This window comes from Streptomyces sp. NPDC002057, assembly GCF_040296665.1.
Lineage (GTDB): Bacteria > Actinomycetota > Actinomycetes > Streptomycetales > Streptomycetaceae > Streptomyces.
In genome coordinates this window covers 266,864-284,587 of record NZ_JBEOXR010000002.1, presented here as the reverse complement: position 1 = coordinate 284,587, position 17,724 = coordinate 266,864, and the positions used below count along the sequence as shown (strand labels likewise).

The following is a 17,724-nucleotide window of genomic DNA, read 5'->3' as shown; positions in this document are numbered from 1 at the left end:
CTCTCTCCCCTCTCTCTTTCGGAAAGGAGGAACCATGTACGTACGCCGCATTCTCGACGCTCTCGGAGAGGACCCGGGGCGCGTGGTGATCCACCGCGCCGGCGAGGCCGTCACCGCCGGCCGGCTCGCCGGCTCGGTGCGGGCCACCGCTGCCCTGCTGCACTCCCGCGGCGTCCGCCCCGGCGACACCGTCGCCGTGCTCACCGGCCCCAACCGGCCGTCGATGCTCGGGGCCCGTTACGCCGTCCATCTCCTGGGCGCCACCTCCGTGTACGTACGGTCGATGAACCCGCGGACCGACACGGAGACCTTCTCGGTCGCCACCCAGGCCCAGCTCCTGGAGGACCTCGGGGTGTCGGTCCTGCTCGTCGACGACGAGAGCGCCGAGCGCGGCGCATGGCTCACCCGCCGCGTACCGGCCGTGACCGCGCTGACCCTCCCGTGGGGGACGGCGGCCGGACCCGCGGCACCACCGCTGCCGGCCCGGCTCCCCGAACCGCGCCCGGACGACCTCGCGACCGTCGAGTTCACCAGCGGGAGCACGGGCCGGCCGAAGATGGTCGCCCAGCGGTACGACACGCGTGAGGAGCTCGTCTCCCGCCTCGCCCATGGCCTCGATCCCCGGGGACCCGCGACGCTGCTGTCCGTCACGCCGATCAGCCACACGACCGCGCCGATGGCCGACGCGGTCCTCGCGAGCGGCGGGCGGGTCGTCCTGCACGACGCGTTCGAACCGGGCGACGTGCTCGACGCCTTCGAGCGGCACGGGGTGACCGACGTCTACCTCGCCGTCCCGCACCTCTACCGGCTCCTGGACCACCCGGCGGCCCCGCTCACGGAGTTGTCGTCGCTGCGCCGCATCACCTACAGCGGCACCCCGGCGGCCCCGGCGCGGGTGGCACGGGCCGTCGAGCTCTTCGGCGACGTGCTCATCCAGGTGTACGGGACGACGGAGGCGGGCGGCATCAGCAGCCTGAACCCGCTGGACCACCGGGAACCCGAGCTGCTCGGCTCGGCGGGCCGCCCCTTCCCCTGGGTGCGGGTGGAGATCCGCGGCGCCGGCGGCGGCCCACAGGTGGAGCGGGGGGTGTCGGGCGAGATCTGGATCAGCTCGCCCACCGTCACGGCCGGCTACCTGGGCGACGAGGAGCGCACCGGCACGGTCTTCCGCGACGGCTGGCTGTGCACCGGGGACCTGGGGCACTGGGACCGGTACGGCTACCTCCGGCTCGACGGCCGGGTGGGCGACGTGATCAAACACGGCGGGCTCAAGCTGGACCCGGCGGCCATCGAGGAGGCGCTGATGCGCCATCCGCAGGTGCGTCAGGCCACGGTGTTCGGGGTGCGCGACCGCGACTGGGTGGAGCAGGTGCACGCGGCCGTCGAGCTGTACTCGGGGGCCGGGCACACCTCCTGCGACCTGCGGGGGTACGTGGCCGCGGCGCTGACTCCGGAACACACCCCGGTACGCGTATCGGTCTGGCCGAAGCTCCCCCTCACCCCCTCGGGCAAACCGGACCGCGCCTATCTGCGCTCCGTCTCGCCACCGGACCCCGCCACCACGAAGGCCACCGCACCGCCGGGTCCCTTCGCCACCACGGCCTCCGGGCCGCCGGGCACCTTCGCCACCAGGGCCCCCGCGCCGCCGGGCTCCCTCGCCGCCGAGGCCTCCGCACCGCCGGGCTCCCTCGCCACGGGCACCCCCGGTGCCCCGCGCGTCGGCGGACCGGCCCTCAGCTCCCCGCGCGGAGCCACCGCGCGGGCCGACCCCGTCCGCGCGAGCGGCCCGGGTCACCAGCCCGATCACGCCTCCTCGCGAACCAGAAAGGGCGTTCCATGACCGGTTTCGGCCACTTCGCCCGGTCGCTGCGGCTACGGCGGCTCTACCGCCACAGCACGGCCGGCCTGATGATCACCCCTCTCGACCATTCGATCCACGACGGTCCCGTGGTGCCGAAGGGCACCACGCTCGACCAGCTCGCCGCCCGGATCGCCGCCGGCGGTGCGGACGCCGTCGTCGTGCACAAGGGCAGCGTGCGGCACATCAGCCCGGAGCGGTTCGCCGCGATGTCGCTGATCATCCACCTCAACGCGAGCACCAGCCAGGCGCTCGACCCCGATGCCAAGTACGTCGTCGCCGGCGTCGAGGAGGCCCTGCGCCTCGGCGCGGACGCGGTCAGCGTCCACGTCAACCTCGGCTCCGACGACGAGCGGCAGCAGATCGGCGACCTCGGCCGGATCGCCGACGCCTGCGACCGCTGGAACCTGCCGCTGCTCGCGATGGTGTACCCGCGCGGGCCGCGGATCAGCGACCCCCGGGACCCGGCCGTCGTCGCGCACGCCGTGACGATCGCCGCCGACCTGGGCGCGGACCTGGTCAAGACCGTCTTCCTCGGATCCACCGCGGAGATGCTCGACCTGACCGCGGCCTGCCCCGTGCCGGTGCTCGTCGCCGGCGGACCCGCCCTGGAGAAGGAGGAGGAGGTCCTCGCGTACGTCAGGGACGCCATCGCCGGAGGGGCGGGCGGGGTGGCCATGGGCCGCAACATCTTCCAGGCCAAGGACCCGCGCGCGCTGGCGGCCAAGGTGGCCCGGATCGTGCACCACTTCCCCGAACAGCACTTCACCACCGGCCCGTTCAGCGAGGCGGGCGGACGGGAGCGGCTGCACAGCGAACGCCTCACCCCCGACCACCTCGACGGCACACCGCTCGACGACCCGCACACCCCGCACCTCGACGACTCATCTCTCGACAACCTGACAGGAGGTCCGCATCATGACGGACGCCAAACTGTGCTGGCTTGACATCCGCGAGGCCGGCGACGCCACCGCCGCCGTCCTGGAGGAGGCCGTGCACCAGAAGATCGACGGCATCGTCGCCGCCGACCCGGCGGTCTTCGCCGGTCTGCCGCCCACCGTGCGCAAGGTCCTGCTCTTCGAGAACGGCGCCCCGACCGTCCCCGCCGACCTGGGCGAGGCCGACGTGGTGATCGTTCCCGGTCCGCGCGACGGGCGGGCCGAGCTCGAAGCGGCCCACCCGGAGGTCCGGTTCGGGCGGTACGTGGAGATCGTCGACGCCGACACCCTGGAGGACGCGTGCCTGGCGGCGCGTCTGGAGGCGTGGAGCGTCCTCGACTTCCGCGACCCGACGAAGATCCCGCTGGAGATCGTCATCGCGGCCGCCTCGGGCGCGCCCGGTTCGATCGTGACGACGGCCGCCGACACCGAGGAGGCCGAGATCCTCTACGGCGTCCTGGAGCACGGCTCGGACGGGGTCCTGATGCGGGGCCGCAAGGTCGGCGACGCGACGGCCCTGCGGACCGCGGCGACCGCGCACGGCGGTGAGATCTCCCTGGTCGAGCTGGAGGTCACGGCCACCACGCACATCGGGATGGGCGAGCGCGCCTGCGTCGACACCACGACCCACTTCCGCAAGGACGAGGGCATCCTGGTGGGCTCCCACTCCAAGGGCATGGTCCTGTGCGTCAGCGAGACCCACCCGCTGCCGTACATGCCGACCCGCCCGTTCCGGGTGAACGCCGGCGCCCTCCACTCGTACACCGTGGGGCAGAACGGCCGCACCCACTACCTGAGCGAGCTGCACGCCGGCAGCTCCGTCCTGGCGGTCGACGTCGACGGCCGCACCCGGCCGGTCAGCGTCGGCCGGGTGAAGATCGAGACCCGTCCGCTCATCTCCATCGACGCGGTCGCGCCCAGCGGTCAGACGGTCAACCTGATCCTCCAGGACGACTGGCACGTGCGGGTCCTCGGTCCCGGCGCCTCGGTGCTCAACAGCACCGAACTCAAGCCGGGCGACCGCATCCTGGGGCACCTGCCGACGGCCGACCGTCACGTGGGCTACCCGATCAACGAGTTCTGCCTGGAGAAGTAGGAGCGTACGGAGCGCCCCGCTCCACCACGTCGTGAAGCCCCGCCCCGGCACACCCCGTGCCGGGGCCGGCGCGCGTCCGGTCCCGGCCGTCCCCGGCGCCCCCGGTACGGCGCTCACAGCAGCCCGCACTCCGCGGCGATGCGCGCCGCGTCGAACCGGTTGCGGCCGCCGAGCTTCTTGATCGCCGCCGAGGTGAGGTTCCGTACCGTCCCCGCCGCGAGGTAGAGCTCGCCCGCGATCTCCTTGACCGTCGCCCCGCCGGCGGTCAGCCGCAGCACGTCCGTCTCGCGGACGCTGAGCACCGTCTCCCCCGCCGCCGGGGTCCGCAGCAGCCCCGGGTCGACGGTGAGGCAGCCCCCCGCCACCCCCACCAGGGTTGTGATCAGCTGCGGCAGCCGGGCCGTCTTGGGGACGACGCCGAGCGCCCCGGCGGCCACCGCCCGGTCCACCACGGACGGCGTGGCCGAGCCGACCATCAGCGCCACGCCGCAGCTCGGATGGTGCGAGCGCACCTCGGTCGCCGCGTGCAGCGCCTTGCCTCCCATGGTGCTCTCGCCGAGCAGCAGGACGGTCGGCCGGTGCCGTTGGACGGCGGGCAGCACCGCCTCGAACGTCGTGGCGAGCCCCACGACGTCCAGGCCGTTGGTGCCGTTCAGGGTCTCGGCGAAGGCCTCCAGGACCAGTTGGTGGTCACCGGCCACGACGACGCGAATGGACATCTCTCTCCCCGTGGTGACTTCTGTGGCGGCGGCCCTCGCGGGCCGCCGGTCAGCGACTGGTCGCCCGCGCCGCGTCGGCGGCCAGGCCGTCGACGACGGAGCGGACCCAGTCGCGGTCCTCCGCCGTCGTCGTGCCCGGTCCGGCCTGGGCGGCCGGCGTGCGCTCGATGTGCCGGGCGCCGGGCGGCAGCGCGGCCGCGAGTGCGGCCGAGACGGCGCGGAAGGCGCGTGTCAGTTCTCCGGTGGCGTCCGGCGGCGGCAGGACGACGACGCCGGCGTCCACCGGTCCGGCGTCGGCGGCGATCTGGCCGGGCAGCCGGCCGGCCTCGGCCGGATCGCCGATGTCGATCCGGTACGGCAGGGCCACCAGGCCGGCGTCGGTGAGCGCCTTGCAGAGGAAGGCCGCGTTGGTGGCGGCGTCGTCGCCGCGGTCCGGGTGGCCGGCGCCGACGACGGCGACGACCGCCCCGGCGGCGCACAGGCGGGTCGTGAGCTCCCGGCCGACACCCGTGGTGGCGTCGACGACGAGGACGACGAGACCGTCGAGCCGCGGCGGGGAGGATCCGGTCTGGAGCACGTGAACTCCCTTACGAGGAGATCGTCGAACGGGTAGCGTGATGATCGTGTGAACGGGGTGAATCGGGCGGCTCACGAAAAAAGCAGGGCCACCGGTTCTGAGGTCTCCGCCTGTGACCGGGCCGGGGACGGTGTACGACCGTGGTCCGAAGGGGGACACCACGTGGACGAGGTCTCGTCACTCGATCAGCACACCCTGGGCGTGTACCGCGCGATCCTGTTCCACAAGGAGCACGATCCGGAGCGTCTGGCGAAGTTGCTGAGCTGCACGACGGAGCGGGTGGAGGAGGCGCTCGACCTGCTCACCCGCCTCTCGCTGCTCGCGCCGTCCCGGGACACCCCGGGCCGGATGCGCGCGGTGAACCCCTCGCTCGGCCTGAAGGTGCTGCTCCAGCGGGAGGAGCGCGAGCTCGCCTCGCGGCAGCAGCGGATCGAGCAGAACCGTGCCGCCCTCGCCGCCCTCGCGGCCGAGTACACGGCCTCGGGCCCGTCGGGCGGTCTCGACGGGGCGGAGCACCTCGACAACGTCGACGACATCCGCATCCGGCTCGAAGCCCTCGCCGAGTCCTGTACGCACGAGTCGCTCGCCTTCCATCCGGTCAAGGCGCTCAGGGCGGAGTCCGTGGAGGCCGGCCGGCCCCTGAACGAGCGGGCGATGGAGCGCGGTGTGCGCTTCCGGACGATCTACCTGGACAGCGTCGCGGGCGACCGGGTGACCCGGGGTCACGCCCAGTGGATGGCGGAGCGCGGCAGCGAGATACGTACCTCGCCGACCCTCCCGATGCGTCTCCTCATCGTGGACACGACGGCGGCGGTCGTGGCCGGACTGCCCGGCCAGGCACAGCCGTCCGCGCTGCTCTTCAGCAGCCAGCCGGTGGTCCTGGCCATGCGGGCCCTCTTCGAGGCGTACTGGGAGCACTCCACCCCGCTCGACGGGCCCGGTGACGCCCTGCTGCCCGGTGGGCTCACGCCACAGGAGCGCAAGCTCCTGCAACTCCTGGCGAGCGGTCTCACCGACGAGGCGGTGGCGCGTGCGCTCGGCATCGGGGTGCGGACGGAGCGGCGGATCGTGGCCGACCTGATGGAGCGGCTCGGTGCGTCCAGCCGGTTCGAGGCGGGGGTGCAGGCGACGCGCAGGGAGTGGATCTGACGGCGTCCGGCGGCGATGGTGACACGCATGGTGGTCAGTCCCTCGGAGTGGTGTCCCAGACGAAGTCGCCCGGGATGTCGGGGAAGCAGGGCAGGCCGGGGAGGCAGACGCCCGGGAGGTCGCCCGGCATGCCGGGGCGGGGCGGCAGGTCCCAGACGAAGTCGTCGGCGCTGTCGGTGACGACCGGCGGGGCCACGGGCGCGGCCTCGGCCGGGGAGGCCATCAGCAGACCGCCGAGGACGGCGGCGGCGACGGCGGCGAGGACACTGCTTGCGCGGCGGGAGCGACAGGACATGTGGGTCTCCATTCCGAGGTGCGGATGCGGTACGGGTGCGGCGTACGTGCGTGTCAGGAGGTCCTTGGCGGCCGGTGGCTTTTCGGCCGTCCCGCCCGCACACCCAGAGGAAATCACTGCCGGGACCCGGCTGTCCGCTTCCGGACAGGCCAGGAAGCTGCCTGGCAAAGAGCTGCCTCGGGACCTGCGGGAAATGCGGAGGTCCGCTCCGAGCGGACCCTTCTCTTCCGGCCAAAAGGCCAGGTGGGGGGCGCGCACCCGACCGGTCGCGCTCCGGCCGTAATCCGGCCACGGGCACATGCCGGAACGAGTTGCCGCCCGCACCAGGCGGACGGGGCGGCGACCGGGTGGTGGGAAGCTGCCGACCGCCCCGGGGCGGAGGAGTCCGGCGGGGAGCCGGAGGAGGGTCACCGACCGGTCGTCGACGGGTCACCGGTGACTCGTCCGGGGCTCATCGCCCGCTCATCACCCGCTCATCGGTGGCCCATCGGCGGCTCATCGCGGGGTGAGGGGGCGGCGGGGGTCCGGGGGCGTCACCGGACGGGCGGCACCGGCGCGAGGGGTCCGGGGGGCGTCACCGGACCGGCGGCAGCGGGGCAGGGGGTCCGGGGGCGTCACCGGACGGAAGGCACCGGAGCCCCGGACGGGCGGCAACTCTGCGTTGCGGCACCCGTCCCGGGCGGGTGGGTCAGGCCTTGCTGAGGTGGGACCAGAACTCGTCCCAGGACAGCCTGCCGTCGCCGTTGTCGTCGCGCTGCTTGATGAGGGCCTCGGCGACCGTCTCGGTGACGTGGAAGTCGCCCAGCTGCGCCATGACGCTCTTGTACTCGGCGGCGGTGATGAAGCCGTCCCCGTCCACGTCGTACCGGTTGAATGCCGTGCGTGCCGACTCGATGTCCGCCACTGCTTCCGCCCCTTCATGGTGCTTCTCTGACGGGGTCAGATTAGCTGGCCCGGTCGGGGCTACCGGAAGACGCCCGTGTGACCGAGGGAGTAGCGGCCCGGCTGGGGGTAGACGGCGAGGCCGTGGGGGCCGCCGCCGACCGGGATGCGGGCCAGCTGCTTCCCGTTCGTGGTGTCGATCGCGTAGACCTCGGAGTCGTAGCGGCCGGACAGCCACAGCACCTTGCCGTCGGCGGAGACGCCTCCCATGTCGGGGGAGCCGCCGTCCGGCAGCCACCACTTCTTGGTGAGCTTGTCCTTCCCGAAGTCGAAGACGGAGATCGAGCCCTCGCCGCGGTTGGGGATGTACATCTCGCGCGAGTCCCGGCTGATGTACAGGCCGTGGGCGCCCTTGCCGGTGGGCAGCAGCGTCGGGGTGGTGAACTTCTCGCCGTCCAGCACCCACACGCCGTGGGCCATCATGTCGGCGATGTAGAAGGTCTTGCCGTCCGGGGAGATCTTCACGTCCTGCGGCATGGCGCCCTCGAAGGGCAGTTTCTGCTGGCCGATCACCTCCATCTTCTCGGTGTCGACCTTGAGCAGCTCGCCGGAGAACTCGCAGGAGACGACGAAGTAGCGTCCGTCGGCGGAGAAGTCGGCGTGGTTGACGCCGTAGCAGCTGACCGGGACGGTCTTGCGCCGCTCCATGGTGTGCGGGTCGCGGAAGACGAGTTCGCGGTCGAGCGAGGCCATCACGATCGCGTACTTGCCGTTGGGCGTGAAGTAGAGGTTGTACGGGTCGTGGACCTCGACGGGCTTGCCCGCGACGCCGGTGGCGGGGTCGATGGGGGTGAGGGTGTGGCCCCGGTTGTTGTTGACCCAGAGGGTCTTCAGGTCCCAGGAGGGCACGACGTGCTGGGGCTGGATGCCGACGGGGATGGTCTCGACGACCTGGTAGGTGGCCGGGTCGATGACGGAGACGGTGTTGGAGTTGGTGTTCGGGACGTAGACCCGGGACGGGAAGTTCTTGACGACCGGGGAGAGCTTGTCGGGCCGGTCGGCGGCGTAGACGTCCTCGGGGTCGAGCGGCGGCGGCATGCCGGGGAGCCCGGCGGGGGCCGCCGCCGGCTTGGGTACGGCGGGGGCGGCGGCCTTCTTCACCGGGGCGGCGCCGTCCTCCGGGTCCCCGCCGCAGCCGGCGAGCGTGGTGAGGAGGGCGGCGGCGAGGAGGGCCCCGGTCCTCGCCGTGAGCCTCCTGACCGGGCGGGGGTCGCTCATGAGGGGGCTCGTGGCGTGTCTCTGCGTGCGGTGGGCCATCAGGTCAGCAGCTCCGTGGTGGTGACCGCGCGCAGTCCGCGGCGGTCGAGGTCGGCGAGGAGGAGGGGCAGCGCGGCGGCGGTGTCCGGGTAGCCGAAGTGCAGGCTGACGACGGAGCCGGGGCGGACGGCCCCGGTGACGTTGCGCACGACGGCGTCGGCGCCGGGTGAGGTGAAGTCGAGGGAGTCGACGTCGTACGAGAGGACGTGCGGGTATCCGGCGCGGTGGGCGGCGCGCAGGACGGCGGGGGTGGCGTGCTGGGTCCGGGAGGGCCGGAACCAGGTGCCGATGGAGCCGGTGAGCCGGCGCAGCCGGGTGGCGCAGGCCTCGATCTCGGCGAGGGCCTCGGCCTCGGTCATGGCGTTGACGTCGATGTGGCGCTGGGTGTGGTTGCCGAGGTCGTGTCCGCCGTCGAGGACGCGGCGGGCGAGGTCGGGGTGGGCGTCGAGCCAGCTGCCGACGGCGAGGACGGTGACGCGGGCGCCGGCCTTCTCCGCCTGGCCGAGGAGGGTCCGGGCGAGGGCGGGGTCGCCCTGGCCGTGGAAGGTGAGGGCGACGCGGGGCCGGTCGCGGGGGCCGTGGTCGATCTCGGCGGGCTGTCCGGGGAGGCGCCGCGGGGCGGGGGCCGCGCGGGGCGCGGGGGCGGGTCGCCGGGGGGCGGGCGCGGCGGGGCGGGGGTCGGTGCCGCAGGCGGTGGCGAGGGTTCCCGCGAGGGCGGCGGCCGCTCCGGCCCGGAGGGCTCCGCGGCGGTCGATCGGCTTCACGCGACCATTTAAGGGCGGAGATGCCCGTTTCATCACGATTACGCCAATTCAGGACGTTTACGGACTCGCTTCCGATGTCCACCATGCGGACGGGCCCGAGAAACACCCGACGAACCGCATAGCCATTCACTGTTTGCAAGGTGGGTGCCACACGTCACCAACGATTCACTATTAAAGTGTCCACATTGGCACCACTTTGCCCCACTAGGGACTTTTGGCGGTAGGGCCCCCCGTCTGTCATAGTCGAGGACACGACCCCCATTGACCCGGGCAAGGTCGACATAGCGGCCGTGGATACACCCCCCCCGTCCACGGCGCATCACACGGAAGCCCCCACGTGCCTCACCACGGCACACGGGGGCTTCCGTGTATGCGGAGGACCCCGCCCACACGGGCGACGGGGGTACGGACCCGGCCGCCGCGCTCAGGGACGGTCGGTGACCCGCATCTCGAACCAGGTCGTCTTGCCGCGCGGCGCGAGGTCCACGCCCCAGCGGTCCGAGAGCTTGTCGACGAGGAAGAGGCCCCGGCCGCTGATGTCGAGCTCGTGGACCGGCATCAGACAGGGCAGCCCGCGCGAGGGGTCGCGCACCTCGACCCTGATCCAGCCGCGCCGCCGCTGCAGCCTCAGCGCGAAGACCCGGGCGCCGGTGTGCCGGACCGCGTTCCCGACGAGCTCCGAGACGAGCAGGACCGCGTGCTCGGCGATCTGCGGGCCCAGCGCCCACTGCCGCATCACGACGTGCTGGGTGAGCCTGCGGGCCACCCACGCGGATTCGGGCCGGGACGGCAGCCGGACATCCTCCTCGGCCGGGTTGCCGTACAACTCCACTGCTTCGGCGGCCTGTTCGTCGTCCGCGGCCGGTGACCACCGCGAGGCGGCGGCGCTTGCGCGCTGCCACGGTTGTTCCCTACCCTCCAGGCCCGCCATGCCCCCATCATGGCCGCACGGACGTGTCCGCGGGGGCCGTTCCGGTGGAATCGGCCCCCACAAGGGACGTCTGTCACGGCGCGGGCCCGCGCGCCCCCGGCGCGCCGGGGGCTCAGACGAACTTCGCCTTGCCCGGCCCCTCCTCGACGAAGCTGCGCATCCCGCGCTCGCGGTCCTCGGTCGCGAACAGACCCGCGAACCAGGTGCGCTCGATGGCGAGACCGGTGTCGATGTCGGCCTCCAGCCCCTGGTCGATCGCCTCCTTCGCGGCCCGCAGGGCGACCGCCGGGCCCTGCGCCAGCCTGGCGGCCCAGGCGTGCGCCTGCTCGTACACCTCGGCGGCCGGGACGACCCGGTCGACCAGGCCCAGGGCCAGGGCCTCGTCCGCCTTGACCATCCGGCCGGTGAAGATGAGGTCCTTGGCCTTGGAGGGGCCGACGAGCCGGGAGAGGCGCTGGGTGCCGCCGGCGCCGGGGATCAGGCCGAGCAGGATCTCCGGCTGGCCCAGCTTCGCGTTGTCGGCGGCGATCCGGTAGTCGGCGCAGAGCGCGAGCTCGCAGCCGCCGCCGAGCGCGTACCCGGTGACGGCGGCGACGACCGGCTTGGGGATGCGGGCGACGGCGGTGAAGGAGTCCTGGAGGGCGCGGGAGCGCTTGACCATGGCCACGTGGTCCATGGCCTGCATCTCCTTGATGTCCGCGCCGGCCGCGAACACCTTCTCCCCGCCGTAGAGGATCACGGCCCGTACGTCGTCCCGGTCGGTGGCCTCCTGGGCCAGCTCGCGCAGCCGGTCCTGGGTGGCGACGTCCAGGGCGTTCATCGGGGGGCGGTCGAGGCGGATCGTGCCGACGCCTTCGGCGACTTCGAGGTTCACAGTCATGGGGGAAGGTTAGTGGCGGGGGGTCCGGGGGGCTTCCCCCCGGAGGACACGCACGCGCGGGGGCCCGGTGCTGTTGCTCACAGCACCGGGCCCCCGTCACGCGGGCGGTCGGGCGGGACCTAGGCGATCCACTCCGACCAGTCCATGTTCCAGCCGTTGAGGCCGTTGTCCGGCTTGATCTGCTTGTCCTTCGAGTTCTTCACGACGACCACGTCACCGATGATCGAGCGGTCGTAGAACCAGGCGGCCGGCATCGAGCTGTCGCCCGCGCCCCGCGCGTCCTGGAGGCCGACGCAGCCGTGGCTGACGTTGGAGGAGCCGAAGGTGCCGGCCGAGGCCCAGTAGTTGCCGTGCACGAAGGTGCCGGAGGTGGACAGGCGCATCGCGTGCGGCACGTCCTTGATGTCGTACTCGCCGCCGAAGCCGACCGTGGCCCCGTTCATGCGGGTCACCTTGTACTTCTCGCTGATGACCATCTGACCGTTGTACGTGGTCGTGGACGGCGCGCCCGCGGTGATCGGGATCGTCTTGATGATCTTCCCGTCGCGCTCGATCTTCATCGTCTTGGCGCTCGCGTCGACGGTGGAGACCTGACGGCGGCCGATGGTGAAGGTGACCGTCTTCTTCTGCTTGCCGTAGACGCCCGGGCGGCCCTCGACGCCGTCCAGGTTGAGGTGCACGGTCACCTTGGTGCCGGCGGCCCAGTAGTTCTCCGGGCGGAAGTCCAGGCGGTCGTTGCCGAACCAGTGGCCCTCGATCGGCACGGACGGCACGGCCGTCACCTTGATGGCCTTCTCGACGGCCTCGGGGTCGGTGATGCCCCGGGTGAAGTTGATGGACACCGGCATGCCGACGCCGACGGTCGAACCGTCCTCCGGCGTGTAGTGGCCGATGAAGGTGTTCTTCGGGACGAGGGTCGTGAAGGTGGTGTCCTTCGCCGACTCGCGGCCCTCGGCGTCCTTCGCGACGGCGTGGACCTTGTACTGGGTGCCACCGGCGAGGTGGGCGGTGGGCGTCCAGCTGGCGCCGTCCGCGGCGATCTTCCCCTCGACCGCGGTGCCCTTGGAGTCGGCGACCGTGACCGTGCTCAGCTTGCCCTGCGCCGCGGTGACCTTGAGGGCCCCGCTGGTGGCGACCGAGTCGGCGCCGTCCTTCGGAAGGATCGTCACGACCGCCTGGGAGGCCGCGTTCCCCTGGCCGCCGCCCTCGGCGGCCGGTCCCTTGCCCCCCGTACCGGCCGGCGTCCCGCCGCCGCCGCAGGCGGTGAGCGCCAGGAGCATCGCCCCCGTCGCCAGGGCCGTCAGCCGGACGCCCCCGCGTCGCCGGCCGCGCCGCCCCGTCGCCCCTACCGATGCCCCCGATATCGGCTGCCCGTTCACTGTGGTCGTCTCCCCTCGCACGGCCTGGCAACCGCCACGGCCCCACCCCCGTGCGCATTCACTCGCGCACACGGCGCTAGATAATCACACCGCAGGACACGAAAGATCCTCGTGAATGTCACCGTTCCGTCCCGATCGACCTGGTAAGAGGGCGGAAGCGGCGGGTGGTGCGGGGGAGACGGAGGGGTCAGCGCAGCGCCGAGCCGGCCTTCCAGAGGTTCCACTCCATGTTCCAGCCTCCGAGGCCGTTGTCGGGAGCGACCTTGCGGTCCTGGGAGTTGACCACCTCCACCACGTCGCCGACGAGGGTCCGCTCGAAGAACCAGCCCGCCGGCGACTCGGTGCTGCCGCCCTTGTCGTCGCGGAGCCCGACGCAGCCGTGGCTGACGTTGGCGGAGCCGAACGTCTCCGGCGAGGCCCAGTAGTTGCCGTGGAGGAAGGTCCCCGACTCGGTGAGCCGCATGGCGTGCGGCACGTCCTTGATGTCGTACTCGCCGCCGAAGCCGACCGTCCGGCCGTCCATCCGCGTCACGTCGTACAGCTCGGTGACGACCATCCTGCCGTTGTACGTGGTGGTCTTCGGCGCTCCCGCGGTGATCGGGATCGTGGTGAGGAGTTCGCCGTTCCGCCTGACCTCCATGGTGTGGGCGGCGGCGTCCACCAGGGAGACCTGGGAGCGGCCGACGGTGAAGCCGACCGTCTTGCGCTGGATGCCGTAGACGCCGGGCGCCCCCTCGACGTCGCGCAGACCGAGTTCGACGGTGACCCGGGTGCCCGGTCGCCAGTAGGTGGCGGGGCGGAAGTCGAGCCGCTCCTTGCCGAACCAGTGGCCGACGACCTCCACCGGCGGCACCGAGGTGATCCGGATGGCGCGCTCGACCTCGGCCCGGTTCTCGATCGGCAGGTTGAAGCCGAAGGAGACGATCATGCCGACGCCGACCGTGGAACGGTTCTCCGGTTTGAAGTAGCCGATGAAGCGGCTCTCGGGCACCACGGTGGTGAAGGTGGTGTGCCGGGCCGAGCGGCGCCCGTGGGCGTCGAGCGCGACCGCGTCCACGCTGTACTTCGCGGCGAGCGCGAGCCGGGACTCCGCCCGGGGGCGCCAGCGCAGCCCGTCCGCGGAGATCTCCCCCGCGACCTCGGTCCGCTGGGCGTCCTCCACCTGGACCACGGTCACCCGTTCGAGCCGGCCGCTGTCCACCTTCACCTCGACCGGGCCCTCGGCCGGCACCCCGCGGCTGCCGTCCTCCGGGCTGACCAGAATGACGTCACCGGGAGCCCGTGCCTTGCCCGGCAGGGCGACTCCGATGCCGCCACCGCCGCCCGACGCCGTGCAGCCCACGAGGCCCGCCATCAGTCCCGCCACCGCGAGGGCGTGCCTCGCCCGCTTCCATACAAGTGTCACGCTCGGCCCAACGACGGCCACCCTCCAGGGGAAACGTGCGTGCGGGTCATGTTGGGAGGACGGCCCTGCGGGCAGAACAGGGGGAGGACCACGCGCGGGCGCGGCGGCAGGGACGCCGCCGCTCCCCCGCGTTCGGGCCCGACGAGCCGCGGGAGGCCGGGACGGTGACGAGCGCAGCCGAGCAGGAGGCGGTACCGAAGCATGCCCCGGAGCGGGCCGGGCCACCGGTGTGGCCGGGGGCGCCGACGCCGCTCGGCGCGCGCTGCCGGGTGGGGCCCGACGGGGTCGCGGGCACCAACTTCGCCCTGTGGGCGGGCGGGGCGGAGGCCGTGGAGCTGTGCCTCTTCGACCCTGACGGGACGGAGGTACGGCTGCCGCTGACCGAGCTGACGCACGAGATCTGGCACGGCTTCGTGCCCGGGATCGGGGCCGGACAGCGGTACGGCTACCGGGTGCACGGCCGCTGGGACCCCTGGACGGGCGCCCGCTGGAACCCGGCGAAGCTGCTCCTCGATCCGTACGCGCGGGCCGTGGACGGCGACTTCACCCTGCCGCCCGAGGTGTACGGGCACGTGCGGGACTGGCCGCAGCAGCACGTGGCCGACACCGTCCGCGACGAGCGGGACTCCGCCCCGCACGTCCCGAAGGGGGTCGTCGTCCAGGACGACGACGACTGGTCCGACGACCGCAGACCCAAGACGCCCTGGCAGGACTCGGTCATCTACGAGCTGCACGTGAAGGGCTTCACCCGGCTCCACCCGGGCATCCCCGAGCACCTCCGGGGCACCTACGCGGGCCTCGCGCACCCGGCGGCGATCGAGCACCTCGTACAGCTCGGGGTGACGGCGGTGGAGCTGCTGCCGGTGCACCAGTTCGCGCACGAGGACCACCTCCTGCGACGCGGGCTGCGCAACCACTGGGGCTACAACTCGATCGGCTACTTCGCCCCGCACGCCGGCTACTCGTCCTCGGGGACCGCCGGGCAGCAGGTCGGCGAGTTCAAACGGATGGTGCGGGCGCTGCACGCGGCCGGGATCGAGGTCATCCTCGACGTCGTCTACAACCACACGGCGGAGGCGGGCGAGCGTGGCCCCACCCTCTCCCTGAAGGGCATCGACAACCGGGGCTACTACCGGCTCCCGTCGGACGCCCGCCGCTACACCGACTACACGGGCTGCGGCAACACCCTGCACGTCGTACAGCCGCAGGTGCTGCGGCTGATCACCGACAGCCTGCGGTACTGGGTGACGGAGATGGGCGTGGACGGCTTCCGCTTCGACCTGGCGGCGGCGCTGGCCCGCTCCATGCACGACGTCGACATGCTCTCCCCGTTCCTCGCCGTGATCGCCCAGGACCCGGTGCTCCGCCGGGTCAAGCTCATCGCCGAACCGTGGGACGTGGGCAACGGCGGCTACCAGGTCGGCGCCTTCCCCCCGCTGTGGACCGAGTGGAACGACCGATACCGGGACGCCGTACGGGACTTCTGGCGCGGCGCGCTCCCCGACGTACGGGACCTCGGCTACCGGCTCTCCGGCTCCAGCGACCTGTACGCCTGGGGCGGGCGCCGGCCCTACGCCTCCGTCAACTTCGTCACCGCGCACGACGGCTTCACCCTGCGGGACCTCGTCACGTACGAGCGCAAGCACAACGAGGCCAACGGCGAGGGCAACCGCGACGGCACCCACGACAACCGCTCCTGGAACTGCGGGGTGGAGGGCGAGACCGACGACCCCGGGGTGAACGCGCTGCGCCTGCGCCAGCAGCGCAACCTCCTCACCACCCTCCTCCTCTCCACCGGGGTCCCGATGCTCGTCGCCGGCGACGAGATGGGCCGCACCCAGGGCGGCAACAACAACGCCTACTGCCAGGACAACGAGACCGGCTGGATCGACTGGACCCTCCCGGACGACCCCGGGCGGGCCCAGCTCCTCGCCCTCACCCGCCGGCTGCTCGCCCTCCGCCACCACCACCCGGTCCTGCGCCGCCGCGCCTTCTTCTCCGGCCGTCCCCAGGGCACGGACGGCCTGCGCGACCTGGCCTGGTTCACCTCGGAGGGCGCCGAGATGACGGAGCCCGACTGGTACGCGCCCACGGCCACGCTCGGCCTCTACCTGTCGGGCCGTGACATACCGGGCCGGGACGAGCGGGGCGAGCAGATCACCGACGACAGCTTCCTCGCCGTCCTCCACGCGGGCCACCGGCCGCTCGACTTCCGCCTCCCGGGAGCGCCGTGGGCGCAGACGTACGAACTGGTCGTCGACACGGCCCGCGAGGACCAGTCGCACCCCCCGGGGACGCTCCACCGGGGCGGCGGGACGCTCACGGTGGGGGCGCGGTCGATGGTCCTGCTGCGGGTCGCGGGGTGAGCCCCGGCCCGGCCACCGCGGCGCGACGGCGGTGGCCGGGCGGGGCCGAGGGTGTGCTTCCCCCGCGGGCCGGGGCGCGGCCCGCACGGGCACCCGTGCCGCGGCCCGCCGTGACCTCCCCCGTGCGACGGACCGCGTGTGCGATCAGTCTCGGCCGGGCGCCGGGCGGTGTCGTTGGCCTCCGGCGCACGGCTCATTGACCCTGCGCGCACTCCCGGTGCTCGCTGGGGCTGTGCCCGTGGGCCGTGCGGAAGGCCCGGCTGAAGGCGGCGTGGTGGCGGAAGCCCCAGCGGGCGGCGACGGCCCGGACGGGGGTGCCGTGCTGCGCGGGGTCGGCGAGGTCGCGGGCCGCGCGGGCGAGCCGCTCGTCGCGGATCCAGCCGGCGACGGTGAGGCCGTGGTCCTGGTAGAGCCGGTGGAGGTAGCGCACCGAGATGTGGTGGGCGGCGGCGACGGTGCCCGGGGCGAGGTCGGGGTCGGAGAGGCGGCGGCGTACGAAGTCCTGGGTGCGCAGGAAGAGGGCCCGGCGGCGGCTCTCCGGTTCGGGCGCGGTGTCGGCGTCCAGCCGTGCGGCGGCGGCGCCCGCGAGCAGGTCGAGGAGCACGGTCGTCAGGCGCGGCCCGTCCCCGGGCCCGAAGGCCCCCGGGTCGGCGGCGAGCCGCACGAGGAACGGGGCGAGCAGGGCGCCGAACCCGGTGTCGCCGGGGATCCGGAGCGCGACGAGCCGCTCGGCCTCGCGGGCGGGCAGCGGCAGGAGCGCCTTGGGGAACTGGACGACGATGTGGTCGAGCCGGCCGCCGGGGTGCCGGGTGGCGCCGTCGAAGGGCAGCGAGGAGTCGTAGACGGTGAGGTCCCCCGCGCGGAAGACGTTGTCCCGTCCGGCCTGGGAGATCGCCATCTCCCCGCTCAGCGTGAGCGAGAGCTGGTGGTAGCCGGGGTCGGCGCGGCTGATCAGCCGGGGTGTGCGGCGGGTGGTCAGCGGCGGGTAGCGCAGGGCGGTGACCTGGGCGGCGCCGAGGTCGAGGGTGTGCGCCTCGGCCCGGAAGTCCCCGGCGTGCTCGCTGCCCATGACGGTGGGGATGAGGGCGGCGGCCGTCATGTCGTGCCAGTACCCGAAGCGTTCGCGGGCCGGCAGGTCCTCGGTGCTGATGCGGTGGACGCGCACGGG

General features: G+C 73.0%; 16 protein-coding genes. 5 read left to right on the top strand and 11 right to left on the bottom strand.

All coding sequences use genetic code 11. The annotated features are described in order from the left end of the window. Positions 1 to 34 precede the first annotated feature (34 nt). From ABT129_RS03085 to ABT129_RS03075, 3 genes are read left to right on the top strand one after another with little or no spacing between them, the layout of a single operon-like run. Positions 35 to 1,840 (top strand): class I adenylate-forming enzyme family protein, encoded by a 1,806-nt coding sequence (locus ABT129_RS03085; protein ID WP_351895821.1) that lies wholly within the window; start codon positions 35 to 37, stop codon positions 1,838 to 1,840. Continuing rightward, the gene (locus ABT129_RS03080; RefSeq protein WP_351895818.1) at positions 1,837 to 2,805 is read left to right on the top strand and encodes a 2-amino-3,7-dideoxy-D-threo-hept-6-ulosonate synthase; all 969 of its coding nucleotides are present in this window, start codon (positions 1,837 to 1,839) and stop codon (positions 2,803 to 2,805) included. The genes ABT129_RS03085 and ABT129_RS03080 overlap by 4 nt, the downstream gene beginning before the upstream one ends. Then, positions 2,777 to 3,892 (top strand): 3-dehydroquinate synthase II family protein, encoded by a 1,116-nt coding sequence (locus tag ABT129_RS03075; protein WP_351895816.1) that lies wholly within the window; start codon positions 2,777 to 2,779, stop codon positions 3,890 to 3,892. The genes ABT129_RS03080 and ABT129_RS03075 overlap by 29 nt, the downstream gene beginning before the upstream one ends. Before the next feature lie 113 nt (positions 3,893 to 4,005). On the opposite strand, the gene ABT129_RS03070 is transcribed toward ABT129_RS03075, so the two are convergent. Both ABT129_RS03070 and ABT129_RS03065 read right to left on the bottom strand, forming a co-directional pair. Next, complete coding sequence (locus ABT129_RS03070) at positions 4,006 to 4,611, bottom strand: response regulator transcription factor (protein WP_187623151.1); 606 nt, start codon at positions 4,609 to 4,611, stop codon at positions 4,006 to 4,008. A 49-nt stretch (positions 4,612 to 4,660) separates the two neighbouring features. Then, on the bottom strand, positions 4,661 to 5,188 hold the full coding sequence (locus ABT129_RS03065; protein WP_351895812.1) for a hypothetical protein: 528 nt from the start codon (positions 5,186 to 5,188) through the stop codon (positions 4,661 to 4,663). Positions 5,189 to 5,350: 162 nt separating this feature from the next. On the opposite strand from ABT129_RS03065, the gene ABT129_RS03060 reads away from it, so the two are divergent. Beyond that, positions 5,351 to 6,337: a helix-turn-helix transcriptional regulator gene (locus ABT129_RS03060; RefSeq protein WP_351895810.1), complete on the top strand. Its 987-nt coding sequence runs from the start codon at positions 5,351 to 5,353 to the stop codon at positions 6,335 to 6,337. Positions 6,338 to 6,371: 34 nt separating this feature from the next. On the opposite strand, the gene ABT129_RS03055 is transcribed toward ABT129_RS03060, so the two are convergent. The 8 genes from ABT129_RS03055 to ABT129_RS03020 form a co-directional block, all read right to left on the bottom strand. After that, positions 6,372 to 6,632 carry a hypothetical protein gene (locus tag ABT129_RS03055; RefSeq protein ID WP_351895807.1) on the bottom strand — a complete coding sequence of 87 codons (261 nt, stop codon included), beginning with the start codon at positions 6,630 to 6,632 and terminating at the stop codon, positions 6,372 to 6,374. A gap of 688 nt (positions 6,633 to 7,320) precedes the next feature. Further along, entirely contained in the window at positions 7,321 to 7,536 is a 216-nt protein-coding gene (locus tag ABT129_RS03050; RefSeq protein ID WP_351895805.1) for an EF-hand domain-containing protein, read from the bottom strand. Between the two features lie 59 nt (positions 7,537 to 7,595). Next, positions 7,596 to 8,792, bottom strand: a complete 1,197-nt coding sequence (locus tag ABT129_RS03045; RefSeq protein WP_351895803.1) for a YncE family protein — start codon at positions 8,790 to 8,792, stop codon at positions 7,596 to 7,598. Between the two features lie 38 nt (positions 8,793 to 8,830). Continuing rightward, positions 8,831 to 9,595, bottom strand: a complete 765-nt coding sequence (locus ABT129_RS03040) for a polysaccharide deacetylase family protein (protein ID WP_351895801.1) — start codon at positions 9,593 to 9,595, stop codon at positions 8,831 to 8,833. Between the two features lie 424 nt (positions 9,596 to 10,019). After that, positions 10,020 to 10,526 (bottom strand): ATP-binding protein, encoded by a 507-nt coding sequence (locus tag ABT129_RS03035; RefSeq protein WP_351895798.1) that lies wholly within the window; start codon positions 10,524 to 10,526, stop codon positions 10,020 to 10,022. Between the two features lie 112 nt (positions 10,527 to 10,638). Further along, on the bottom strand, positions 10,639 to 11,406 hold the full coding sequence (locus ABT129_RS03030) for an enoyl-CoA hydratase/isomerase family protein (RefSeq protein WP_351895796.1): 768 nt from the start codon (positions 11,404 to 11,406) through the stop codon (positions 10,639 to 10,641). A 119-nt stretch (positions 11,407 to 11,525) separates the two neighbouring features. Beyond that, positions 11,526 to 12,785, bottom strand: a complete 1,260-nt coding sequence (locus tag ABT129_RS03025; protein ID WP_351895794.1) for a L,D-transpeptidase — start codon at positions 12,783 to 12,785, stop codon at positions 11,526 to 11,528. Between the two features lie 187 nt (positions 12,786 to 12,972). Beyond that, complete coding sequence (locus ABT129_RS03020) at positions 12,973 to 14,190, bottom strand: L,D-transpeptidase (protein ID WP_502981633.1); 1,218 nt, start codon at positions 14,188 to 14,190, stop codon at positions 12,973 to 12,975. 164 nt (positions 14,191 to 14,354) lie between these two features. Here ABT129_RS03020 and glgX point away from each other — a divergent pair, with 164 nt between their 5' ends. Then, positions 14,355 to 16,556, top strand: a complete 2,202-nt coding sequence (glgX, locus tag ABT129_RS03015) for a glycogen debranching protein GlgX (protein ID WP_351895791.1) — start codon at positions 14,355 to 14,357, stop codon at positions 16,554 to 16,556. A gap of 193 nt (positions 16,557 to 16,749) precedes the next feature. On the opposite strand, the gene ABT129_RS03010 is transcribed toward glgX, so the two are convergent. After that, positions 16,750 to 17,721: an AraC-like ligand-binding domain-containing protein gene (locus ABT129_RS03010; protein ID WP_351895789.1), complete on the bottom strand. Its 972-nt coding sequence runs from the start codon at positions 17,719 to 17,721 to the stop codon at positions 16,750 to 16,752. Positions 17,722 to 17,724: the final 3 nt, after the last annotated feature.